This is a genomic window from Rhodoglobus aureus (genome assembly GCF_039527955.1).
GTDB classification, from domain to species: domain Bacteria; phylum Actinomycetota; class Actinomycetes; order Actinomycetales; family Microbacteriaceae; genus Rhodoglobus; species Rhodoglobus aureus.
On the sequence record NZ_BAAAKW010000052.1, the window covers coordinates 1 to 11,408 of the forward strand.

Sequence of the window (11,408 nt, forward strand, 5' to 3'; positions counted from 1 at the left end):
AACCGGCCACGCAAAATCCTCGGCTGGGCAACACCCGCCGAAGTCTTCCAAGAACTATCATCGAACGAAACCACACCGTGTTGCACTTCGAACTAGAACCCGGGTCCTCCGACCGTCAGGACACCGTCGCGTAAACTGTTGCGAACAGTGATTCGCTGAGTCACCTCGAACTGGGCCGCGGGAGGATTAGTGATCGCGTTTCTCGCGGCTTTTGCTCTCGTCGCTCTCGCCGTTCCCGCCCTTACCCGGCTACTCGGTGTTCGAGTATTCTTCATTGTCGCCGCCGTGCCAACAGCGGCGTTCATCTACACGCTAACGCAGACCTCCGCAGTGCTGGCCGGCGCTCCCCCCACAGAGATCCTCCCGTGGATCTCTCAGCTGCACCTCGATCTGAGCTTTCGAGTTGACACCCTCTCTTGGTTGCTGGCACTGATTGTCACCGGCATCGGTGCGCTCGTAATGCTCTACTGCATCAAGTATTTCTCCGATACCGAAGAAGGTCTTGGGCGGTTTGCCTCCGTGCTCCTTGCTTTCACCGGGGCCATGTACGGGCTCGTGATCGCCGATAACGTCTACCTGCTATTCATTCTGTGGGAAGCGACAACCGTCTTTTCTTACCTCCTCATCGGTCACTACACCGGTCGCCTAGCGAGCCGCGGTGCGGCGATGCAAGCGCTCATCGTTACTACGGCCGGCGGGCTCACCATGCTTGTCGGGCTAGTCCTGCTCGCCGAGCGCACAGGTACCCCTAGCCTGTCCAGGCTCATCGAGCTGGCCCCCGAAGGCACTCCCGTCACGATCGCGATCATGCTGATCCTCGTCGGCGCCCTCAGTAAATCTGCGATCATCCCGTTCCAGTTCTGGCTTCCCGCAGCGATGGCTGCCCCCACCCCGGTGAGCGCTTACCTGCATGCGGCGGCAATGGTGCAGGCCGGCATCTACCTCATCGCCCGCCTCGCACCCGGCTTCGCCGATACTCCAGGCTGGCGCCCCCTTTTGCTCAGCCTCGGCCTGCTCACGATGGTCGTGGGTGGCTGGAGAGCGCTCAGACAGTTCGATCTCAAGCTGCTCCTCGCCTACGGCACGGTGAGTCAACTCGGATTCCTGCTGACGGTCGTAAGTTTTGGCACGCGAACAGCCGCGCTCGCCGGAGTCGCGCTCCTGCTATCCCACGCACTATTCAAGGCCTCGCTGTTTCTGATCGTCGGCGTCATTGACCATCGGGTAGGAACGCGCGACCTGCGCAAGCTCAGCGGCCTTGGTCGAGAAGCTCCGTTCCTGGGTGGTATCGCCGTTCTGGCCGCTGCGTCCATGGCCGGAATACCGCTCACGGCCGGTTTTGTCGCCAAGGAAGCAATACTGGCCAGCTTTCTCGAGAGCGCGGCTTCCGGGTCAACCAGCGGCTGGATCGCATTGATCGGCGTTGGCTTAGGTTCAACCCTCACCGTCGGATACAGCGCGCGATTCCTGTGGGGTGCGTTCGCTCGCAAGAAGGACGTCGAGAAAGTACGACCTCTCCATGAGAACGTATGGTTCCTTTCATCGCCAGGCCTGCTAGCCGTGAGTGGAATCGCATTGGCGCCCCTGTTCGCAACGGTCGGCACGGTGTTGGCTGGCTACTCCACCGAGTTCCCGTCGGAAGGTTACGAATACTCGCTCGCGATCTGGCACGGTTTCGACGCGGCTCTCCTCATTTCGATCCTGACTCTTCTCGGCGGACTCGGGCTGTTCTGGGCTCGAGACCGCGTGTTCGCAGCTCAGTCACGGGTTCCCTCCCTCATCGATGCGGGCCAGTTCTATCGGGCGACAATCCGATCCCTCGACCGCGTTGCATTGAGAGTGACGGCCACAACCCAACGAGGCTCGCTGCCGTTCTACCTCACCGTCATCCTGCTCGTCATGGTTGGCGCTGTCGGCACAGCGCTCACGCTCAACCGCACTTGGCCAAGCTCGATAACCTTGTTCGACAGCCCCGGGCAACTCGCAATCGGCGCCGTCATGATCATTGCCGCTGTAGCGCTGCTCGGTGCCCAGAAGAGGTTCCAGGCAGCGGTGCTCGTGGGTGTAGTCGGCTACGGGATGGCTGCCCTCTTCGCTTTCCACGGGGCCCCCGATATTGCTCTCACGCAGGTGCTGGTTGAAACGGTCACCCTCATCGCCTTCGTTTTGGTGCTTCGCAGGCTCCCGGCGAGGCTGGGGCAAGAGCACGGCAGCTCTCGCCGTCTTTTGCGAGCAACCGTCGGCATCTCAGTTGGCCTCATCATGGGCGTGGTTGCCGTGGTTTCGCTCGGCGCTAGAAGCAACGCCCCCATCTCGGAGGCACTTCCCCAGCTTGCCCGTGAGATCGGGCACGGCAACAACGTAGTCAACGTGATTCTGGTTGATATCCGCGCCTGGGATACCCTCGGCGAGCTATCCGTCATTGTGGCGGCAGCCACCGGCGTCGCCAGTTTGGTGTTCCTTCGCAGCCGCACAGACAACCTCCCTCGCGCTTCCCAAAATCGCTCGCGAGGCACAATAGGGGCTCGCCTAAAACCAACGCCCGAGATTGTTTCCTCTGAGTACCTGCCCGGCGTTCAGGACCCGTCGACGCGCAACGCCTGGCTGCTAGCCGGCCGAAAGCTCGCACCGGAAAACCGGTCAATTCTGCTCGAAGTCGTCATCCGTCTGCTATTTCACGCGCTCATCGTGCTCTCTGTCTATCTTCTTTTCGCGGGACATAACCTCCCGGGTGGCGGATTTGCTGGCGGACTAGTCGCGGGGCTCGCGCTGGCGGGTCGCTACCTCGCCGGTGGGCGTTACGAACTGGGCGCCGCGGCCCCGTTTGACGCTGGAAGGGTTCTCGGTGCTGGCCTTGCTCTTGCCGCGGGCACTGCGACCGCGCCTCTCCTGTTCGGGGCGAATGCCCTCACGTCAACCTGGTTCGAGGCAACGATCCCCGTGCTCGGCCATCTGGAGTTCTCCACCTCAACAGTGTTCGATATCGGTGTTTACCTCGTCATAATCGGCATCGTGCTCGATGTACTCCGCAGCCTCGGCGCAGAGGTCGACCGCCAGCGGGAAGAGTCCTCCGAGTCGTTAGAGAGCGGAAGCACGATATGAACGCATCGCTGACCCTCGTCATTATCATGGTGATTCTCTACGCCGTGGGCGTCTACCTACTCCTCGAACGCAGTATGACTCGTGTCTTATTGGGCTTCTTACTTCTCGGCAATGCCACGAATCTTCTACTGCTCATCGTCTCCGGTCCCTCTGGCGCTGCACCGTTCTTTGGGGAAGACGACACTGTGGCCGATCCACTCCCTCAGGCCTTCATCCTGACCGCCATAGTCATCACCTTCGGGGTCTCGGCGTTCCTCCTGGCGCTCATCTACCGCTCATGGCGTTTGGCGAACGCCGACGTCGTCGGCGACGACTCGGAAGACCTCGCCTTGGCCCGTCGCCGAACCTCCGTTGCGGTCGACCGCGATGTAGCCGGTGACGACACAGAGTTCGGAATCCGTGCCGCCGCCGCCGTTTCCACAGCGCTTGACCTCACTGTGCAAGAAGAACGTGAAGAGCAAGAGAGCATTGCTGAGAAGCTCAGACAGCAGGCAGAGCGGCGGAGCGACTCATGAATACGCTTACGACCCTCGTCGTTCTCCTCCCCCTACTCGGTGCCGCCGCTGCCTTGACACAGGCGAAACGTCCGCGTGTGCAAACACTGATTGCTGTGAGCGTGCTCAGCGCAGTCTTGGTGATCGGTGCCGTCCTGTTGGTCACTGTGGATGCCAACGGTGCGATCGCCGTGGAGCTTGGCGGATGGTCGGCGCCGTTCGGAATCGTGCTTGTCGTCGACCGGTTGGCTGCCTTAATGCTTGTCGTTTCCGCGGCGGTGCTGTTGGCAGTGCTCGTCTTCTCGGTGGGTCAAGGCCTCGCCGACGGCGATCGCGAAACACCGGTATCGATCTACTACCCGACTTACCTCATTCTCGCGACCGGTGTATTCAACGCGTTTGTCGCTGGTGACCTATTCAACCTTTATGTGAGCTTCGAAATCCTCCTCGTGGCCAGTTATGTGCTCATTACTGTGGGAGGTACTGCTCCACGAATCCGAGCCGGAACTGTCTACATCGTTGTCAGTCTCGTATCATCGGCAATCTTCCTCGCTGCTATCGCAATGATCTACGGGGCGACAGGGACCGTGAATATTGCCCAGCTCACGGTGCGACTCGCACAACTGCCCGAGGACATCCAACTAATCCTGCACGTCATGCTCCTCATCGGCTTCGGAATCAAAGCCGCCGTGTTCCCGCTGTCATTCTGGTTGCCTGATTCCTACCCGATGGCGCCTGCGCCTGTCACGGCCGTGTTTGCCGGGTTGCTGACCAAAGTCGGCGTGTACGCAATCATTCGCACCGAGATGATCATCTTTCCCGACGGGAAACTGAACACCGTGCTGTTGATCGTCGCAGCCCTCACCATGATCGTTGGAATCCTTGGCGCGGTCGCGCAGTCCGATATCAAACGGCTCTTGTCGTTCACGCTCGTGAGCCATATCGGTTACATGCTCTTCGGTATCGGAATCGACACAGCAGCTGGCCTTGCCGCCGCGACGTACTACATCGTGCACCACATCACGGTTCAAACGACGCTCTTTCTCGCGACAGGGTTGATCGAGCGCCAAGGCGGAACGACGGGGATCAACAAACTCGGCGGCATACTGAAGACCAGCCCGATGATCGGCGTTCTCTTCTTCATCCCCATGCTGAGCCTGGGTGGAATTCCGCCATTCTCGGGATTTCTGGGCAAGCTCGCGTTGTTCGAAGCGGGAGCAAATAATGGTTCGGTGCCCGCGTGGGTTCTCATTGGCTGCGGCGCCCTCGTCTCACTCCTGACGCTCTATGCACTCGCCCGCGCGTGGAGCATGATCTTCTGGCGCGACTCGGACGAAGTCGCCAGCTATGAAAATCCACTACCGGATCTCGCGGAAATCGGTGGTTCCCCCGAGGTGGAGTCGGTTCGCACTACCCCACGCATCATGGTCGGGGCGACGGGAGCAATGGTCGCGGTAAGTGTGGCGCTCACGGTGTTCGCCACGCCACTATTCGACTTGAGTGCCAGAGCGGGCGAAAATATCGACGGTCCCGGCTACTACGTCACGACAGTTTTCCCCGGGGGTTCAGAATGAGCCGACCAGAAAGTAACGGCGCGAACAGCGTGACCCCGGATGTCGCCGCGACTGAGACACGAGGCGAAGTTCGTGGCCGTGTCTGGCTGCAACTACCGCTCCTGCTAGGACTGGTCGTCTTGTGGACAGTGCTCTGGGGACAGTTGACCTGGCTCAGTGTCATCACCGGATTCCTCGTCGCCCTCCTCGTCACTCGAGTGTTCTATCTCCCCCCGGCTGACCTTTCCGGGCGTTTGAATGTCTGGTATTCGCTCGTCTTCCTTGCACACTTTATTGTCGACGTTACCGTGGCGTCCTTCACTGTCGCGCTCCAAGCTCTGAACCCACGACCAATCCCTCCCTCATCGATGATTGCGGTTCAATTGCACACACGGTCCGACTTCATCATTACGCTGAATGCCATCGCCACGACGCTAGTGCCGGGCTCACTCGTCGTTGAAGTCGACCGCGAGCGGGCAATCCTCTATTTCCACGCGTTTGATACACAAACTGTGGATGACGTGGAGGCTACGCGGCAGCACGTTCTTGCGGTCGAATCACGAATTGTTCGTGCCATCGGGTCGAAGGAAGACCTCGTTCGCATTCAGGAAATGGAGGCTGCGCTATGAATGAGTGGGTCTTCCTCGCCGTCGGAGTGATGCTCACCTCGGCCTCCGTGTTGGCTCTGTTTCGGATCATTCAAGGACCGTCAATCCTCGATCGCATGATCGCCTCCGACATGCTGTTGACGACCATGATCTGTGCTCTCGGTGCTGAGATGGTGTACAACTCGCACACGAAAACTCTGCCAGCAATGCTCGTGTTGGCAACTACCGCCTTTCTCGGTTCAGTGGTAGTTGCGCGCTACGTATCAAGAAATTCGCACTCATGATTTTTGACACCATTGCCGACATTCTCACAGGCGTCTTCCTGATCCTGGGAGCGTTCTTATCTCTCGCAGCCGGTGTTGGCCTTATCCGCTTTCCTGATGCGATCGCGCGATTGCACGCCACCACTAAGCCACAGATCTTAGGCCTTGCCTTTGTGCTACTGGCCATCGCCCTACAGGAACGCCGAATCTCCACGATTCTCGTGCTCCTACTGCTGCTCGTGTTTCAGATGTTGACAGCTCCCGTCTCGGCCCACATGATCGCTCGAGCCGGTTATCGCGGCGGAATTATCGCTCCTGAATCGTTGTTCGTAGACGAACTTGGTCAGGCAATTGACGACGCCCCTCAGGAGCAGAGCGAGCCAACCAAATCTACGCACCCCAGCCAGCCCGCGGACTAAACCTGACTGCGTGGGAAAACTCCAGCAACCCGTCAGGGTTCCTCGGGCATACTAAACACCCGACGATCCTTGGAGACCCATGCGCAGCCTTAGCGACAACAAGACCGCAACCGCCCTCTTCGCCGGCGCCACTCTCGTGGGTACTCTTTCAGCCTGTTCCGCCCCCGCCCCCGCCACCGGAACTGACGCGTCCACACCCGACGCGGCAGCACCCGTCACGAGCGGCGACTACGCCGACGGCACCTACACCGAAGCCGGCAACTACACCTCTCCCAACGGGGCCGAACAAGTGGATGTCACGCTCACTCTCGCAAGCAACGTCATCACCGACGTCGCCGTTGTTGGTTTCGGCGAGAGCCCCAACTCCAAACAGTTCCAGGGCGAGTTCATTGGTGGAATTGCCGCCGACGTCGTCGGCAAGAACATTGACGAACTCTCGGTCGACAAAGTAGCCGGCTCCTCACTCACGAGCGGCGGCTTCAATAAGGCCGTCGCTGCGATCAAGGCAGATGCTCTCGCCGAGTAAACAGTTCGAGGCCATAGGTGCGCCGTGGCAGATCGACACCGCACAGCCGCTGAGCGCTGAGGCCGATGCTGCTATTGCCGCACGCATCGACGACTTCGATCGCACCTACTCGCGCTTCCGTCACGACTCCCTGGTCAGCACCATCGCGCGCACGCCAGACACCTACCGCTTTCCTCCGGATGCCCCACCACTGTTTGAGCTTTACCGCCGCCTCTACACCGCAACCCAGGGCGCCATGAGCCCCCTCGTCGGTCACGCCCTCGAAGAACTCGGCTATGACCGCACGTACTCCCTGCAACCCAGCGCCGCACGCACGCGAGTGCCCCAATGGCACGAAGCCCTCAGTTGGGACGGCAACGAACTCACCACCCACACTCCCGCGCTGCTCGATGTTGGTGCGGCGGGCAAAGGCTACCTCGTGGATCTCGTTGCCGAAGTTCTGCGCGAACACGGTGTCGATGCCTCAACGGTGGATGCGAGCGGGGACATTCTGCATCGTGGCGACGCCGACCTGCGGGTCGCTTTGGAACATCCGCGCGACACCAGCAAAGCCATCGGCGTCGTGTCGATTCGGGATCAGGCCCTTTGCGCGTCGGCTCCCAATCGCCGGGCGTGGGCCGGCCTGCACCACATCCTTGATGCTCGCACCGGTCTGCCCACCGATCGCATCATCGCAACGTGGGCGATCGCCGCCACAGCGCTCGAGGCAGACGGGCTCGCCACCGCCCTGTTCTTCGCCGAGCCCACAGCACTAGTCGCTGAATTCGACTTTCAGTGGGTGCGGATGTTTTCCACGGGGAGAGTAGAGTACTCGCCAGACCTCAACGGGGAGTTGTTTGTATGAGAGTCAGGCACAGGAGAGTCGGGCACATGAAGAACTGGCTAGACCGCACACTCGGTGCAATCGCGATGTACAAACTCGTGCTGATGTCGCTCATCGCGATCGCGATCATCGCCATTGCGCTCGCATTCTTCGACCTCGTCTCCCCTGACCCGTTCGCGCTGCTCGCGAGCCTGCCGGTCGCGGTCGTCTTCAGCTACGTCGCGAGTTGGATTGGCGCTCGCATTGTGCGGCAGCGAACGCACCTCGAATCATCGCTCATAACCGGGTTGCTGGTGTTCTTCATCATGGCCCCGAGCCTCGAACTGATGGGATTGCTCGGCATTGCACTCGCCTCAACCATTGCCGGGGCATCCAAGTTTCTCATCGCATTCCGTGGACGCCATATCTTTAACCCTGCGGCGATCGGCGCGTACGTTTTCATCTTTGCACCTCTCGGCTTTCCGACCTGGTGGGTTGGCACGCCACTGATTCAACCGTTCATCGTCATTGCCTCTTTTCTGATTCTGTACCGCACTCAGCGCCTCGACTTGGGCATCGTCTTTGTGGTCATCGCCGCCAGCATTCGCATCGCGCTCACCATCGCCGGTGGCGGCACCCTCGCCGAAGCGCTGAGCTTCACGTTCGCCTCATCGCCACTGATCTTCTTCGTCGGATTCATGCTCAGCGAACCCCTCACCCTGCCCCCACGCCGCTGGCAACGACTCAGCCTCGCCGTGCTCGTTGGGCTGCTGTTCGCAATCCCGTTCTCGATCGGACCCGTCTACAGCGACCCCTTGCTTGCCCTGCTCATCGGCAACCTGGTTGCCTTCCTCTTCACCCAACGTCGCACTATCCGGATGACACGGGTCGAGACCGAAGAGATTTCTCCAGGCACGTGGGAGATCACTTTTGCCCCGCACCGCCCCATCACATTCCGGGCCGGCCAATACATTGAGCTGTCGCTGCCGCACAGCTCGGCGGATTTCCGCGGAGTTCGTCGCTATTTCACCATTTCGTCTGCTCCGGATGCGGGGGCCACCCTCTCGGTGACCTTCACCGCCCCCGAGAACGCGAGCAGTTTCAAGGCTGCCCTGCTGGGCCTCCCCCGTGGCGCGCAGGTCAACGCGACCGGAATTTGGGGCGACTTCGTTTTGCCGCGTGATACCTCTGAACCCTTGCTTCTCGTTGCCGGAGGAATCGGCGTTACCCCGTTTGCCAGTCAGGTTGCGCACGCCCACCGCCAAGATGAGGGCCGCGACATCGTTGTGGTTTACGCGACCTCCAGCAGCAAACCGCTGCCGTTCAGCACGGTGCTCACCGAGTCTGGTGTTCGCGTGATTGTATTCGGGCCACAACCGGCCGAGAGGTTACCTGCCGGCTGGGTACTCGGCGGCGAGGGCCGGATGAACGGCGACGCACTCTCGGCACTCGTCACCGATTTGAGCAGCCGACGCGTGTACCTCTCGGGCCCGCCCGCACTCGTCAACGATCTCAAGTCTGCGCTGCGCACAAACGGAGCCCGACGCATCCACACTGACTACTTCTCTGGGTACTAGACCTACTCGGAACACGTGAGGGCAATAGGCCTTCGCGGGCCACTAGGCCGCTGCAGGCCGCAAGGCCACCGCAGGCCACGAGGCGCTATCGAGCGCGACGGCCCAGACTCAGTGCCCGCAGTGCATTGAGAATTGTCACGAGGTCCACGACTTCTTGCAGGCCCGCGCCAACGATGGCGGGGAGCACTCCGGTCATGGCGACCAACATGAGCGCGACGCTGATGGCGATTCCGATCCAGATGCTCTGGAGTGCGATGAAAACGGTGCGTTGGCCAACAGACACCGCATCAACAACACGGTAGAGATCGTCGACCAGAATCACGATGTCGGCAGACTCGCTCGCGGCCGTTGAGCCCTTCGCTCCCATCGCGATTCCCACGTTGGCGGCGGCAAGCACGGGCGCATCATTGACCCCATCGCCGACCATGACGACCGGCCCAGGGGTTATCGACTGCACTATCCGCACTTTGTCTTGCGGAAGGCACTCAGCATGCACCTCACTCAGCTGCAGCTCATCGGCGACTTTCTGTGCCGTCTGGTGCACATCGCCCGTCACCATCAGAGTCTTCTGGATGCCCAGCTCCCGCAGGTCGTGCAGCATCCGAGGTGCCTCTGCCCGCACCGCATCACGCAGCACGATTGCGCCAGCGTACTGGTCATCGACAGCCACATACACTGCCGCTTCACCGCTCGAGAGTTCAAGGCGGACAAGCCCCGGCGCCTGTTCGGCGACGAATGCTGGCTTGCCCACGGTGACAAGTTCAGAGCCGACGCGTGCCTGAACTCCGTGCGTGGCGACTTCGCGAGCATCCGTGACCGATGGCAGGTCGTAGCCTCGTTGCTGCGCGTCGGCAACGAGTGAGGCTGCGAGTACGTGTGAGGAGTACTGCTCCGCCGCCGCGACCAGGGTGAGCAAGGCTTCCTCGCTTCGACCGCCCTCTGGCCTGATGGCTACCACTTCGGGAGTTCCGCTCGTCAAGGTACCCGTCTTGTCAAAGACGACAGTTTTGGCGCGGGCCAGCACCTCGAGCGTGCCGGCGTTCTTCACGACAACACCGTGAGTGGATGCGCTCGACATTCCCGCCATAAAGGCCACCGGCGCCGCGATCAGGAGTGGGCACGGTGTCGCGACCACCAGTACTTCAGCGAACCGCGTCGGGTCGCCAGAGACCCACCATGCGATCGCCGCTAGGCCGACAGAAACGAGAGTGAATGGTGCAGCATAGCGATCAGCGAGACGCACGAGAGGTGGCTTGCTCGCGGCTGCCTCGCTTACCAGTTGCACGATCCGCTGGTACTGGCTTTCTGATGCTGGCGCGGCGGCAGTCACTGTCACTGCTTCTGGACCGTTGACGGATCCACTCAACAGAAGGTCTCCGGCCACCTTCTCTACCGGCATGCTTTCTCCGGTGAGGGATGATTCATCCACTGAGGTCGACGAAGAAACGAGCACCGCATCCACGGGAACAATCTCTGAGGGGCGCACGACGAGTCGATCGCCTTTCACTACCTCAGTGACAGCAACGTCAACAAGCTCGCCGTTGTCGGCAAAAGTGTGCGCGATCTGGGGCACTCGGCTTAACAGCGCTTTCAACTCGCGCTGGGCGCGACCAGCCGCAAAGTCTTCGAGCGCTTCTCCCCCGGTGAGCATTAGCACGATCACGATGCTTGCCCAGAACTCGCCAACGAGCACCGTCGCAATGATCGCCGTGACCGCCAGAACATCGAGACCAAATTCGCGAGCAAACAGCCTCCGTACCATCGAGACCGACTCGCGCACCGCGATGGCAATGGCGTACAACGACAGAAGCCACGGCACAACAGCGGACGCCGGAGTCCAGTTCAGAGCGAGGCCAACCACTCCAACAACCACCGTGAGCGCTACCAACGGATAGCGGCGCACCGCGGCAGCAAGAGTTGTCATGTTCTCGTTCTACTCGCGATTGCGGCATCCGGCCAGCTAGCTGTAGTTCCCCGGGAGGTTGTGGATGCGGTCTGATGGTGTTTGGCCGCCGATGCCTGTGTGGGGTCTGTGGTGATTGTAGCTGTGGAGCCAGGCTGGGT

The 11,408-nt window shown here is 60.7% G+C and carries 11 protein-coding genes; 9 read left to right on the forward strand and 2 right to left on the reverse strand.

Going from position 1 to position 11,408, the window contains the following annotated elements; all coding sequences use genetic code 11:
• Window positions 1-189 precede the first annotated feature (189 nt).
• From ABD112_RS11690 to ABD112_RS11730, 9 genes are all read left to right on the forward strand, one after another.
• The gene (locus tag ABD112_RS11690; protein ID WP_343926069.1) at window positions 190-3,102 is read left to right on the forward strand and encodes a Na+/H+ antiporter subunit A; all 2,913 of its coding nucleotides are present in this window, start codon (window positions 190-192) and stop codon (window positions 3,100-3,102) included.
• Complete coding sequence (locus ABD112_RS11695) at window positions 3,099-3,617, forward strand: Na(+)/H(+) antiporter subunit C (RefSeq protein ID WP_343926070.1); 519 nt, start codon at window positions 3,099-3,101, stop codon at window positions 3,615-3,617. The genes ABD112_RS11690 and ABD112_RS11695 overlap by 4 nt, the downstream gene beginning before the upstream one ends.
• On the forward strand, window positions 3,614-5,170 hold the full coding sequence (locus ABD112_RS11700) for a Na+/H+ antiporter subunit D (protein ID WP_343926072.1): 1,557 nt from the start codon (window positions 3,614-3,616) through the stop codon (window positions 5,168-5,170). Before ABD112_RS11695 ends, ABD112_RS11700 begins: the two co-directional genes overlap by 4 nt.
• Complete coding sequence (locus tag ABD112_RS11705) at window positions 5,167-5,778, forward strand: Na+/H+ antiporter subunit E (RefSeq protein WP_343926074.1); 612 nt, start codon at window positions 5,167-5,169, stop codon at window positions 5,776-5,778. The genes ABD112_RS11700 and ABD112_RS11705 overlap by 4 nt, the downstream gene beginning before the upstream one ends.
• On the forward strand, window positions 5,775-6,041 hold the full coding sequence (locus ABD112_RS11710; RefSeq protein ID WP_343926076.1) for an MrpF/PhaF family protein: 267 nt from the start codon (window positions 5,775-5,777) through the stop codon (window positions 6,039-6,041). Before ABD112_RS11705 ends, ABD112_RS11710 begins: the two co-directional genes overlap by 4 nt.
• Complete coding sequence (gene mnhG / locus ABD112_RS11715; RefSeq protein ID WP_343926078.1) at window positions 6,038-6,439, forward strand: monovalent cation/H(+) antiporter subunit G; 402 nt, start codon at window positions 6,038-6,040, stop codon at window positions 6,437-6,439. Before ABD112_RS11710 ends, mnhG begins: the two co-directional genes overlap by 4 nt.
• 79 nt (window positions 6,440-6,518) lie before the next feature.
• Complete coding sequence (locus tag ABD112_RS11720) at window positions 6,519-6,965, forward strand: FMN-binding protein (protein WP_343926080.1); 447 nt, start codon at window positions 6,519-6,521, stop codon at window positions 6,963-6,965.
• Entirely contained in the window at window positions 6,949-7,809 is an 861-nt protein-coding gene (locus ABD112_RS11725; protein WP_343926082.1) for an FAD:protein FMN transferase, read from the forward strand. The genes ABD112_RS11720 and ABD112_RS11725 overlap by 17 nt, the downstream gene beginning before the upstream one ends.
• A 26-nt stretch (window positions 7,810-7,835) precedes the next feature.
• A complete protein-coding gene (locus ABD112_RS11730) occupies window positions 7,836-9,344 on the forward strand; it encodes an FAD-dependent oxidoreductase (RefSeq protein WP_343926083.1) in 1,509 nt (502 codons plus the stop codon).
• Window positions 9,345-9,429: 85 nt separating this feature from the next.
• On the opposite strand, the gene ABD112_RS11735 is transcribed toward ABD112_RS11730, so the two are convergent.
• Together ABD112_RS11735 and ABD112_RS11740 are read right to left on the reverse strand one after the other, a co-directional pair.
• Window positions 9,430-11,268 carry a heavy metal translocating P-type ATPase gene (locus ABD112_RS11735; RefSeq protein WP_343926084.1) on the reverse strand — a complete coding sequence of 613 codons (1,839 nt, stop codon included), beginning with the start codon at window positions 11,266-11,268 and terminating at the stop codon, window positions 9,430-9,432.
• Between the two features lie 36 nt (window positions 11,269-11,304).
• Window positions 11,305-11,408: integrase core domain-containing protein (locus ABD112_RS11740; protein WP_343926085.1), on the reverse strand; the 104-nt coding region annotated here is incomplete at its 5' end.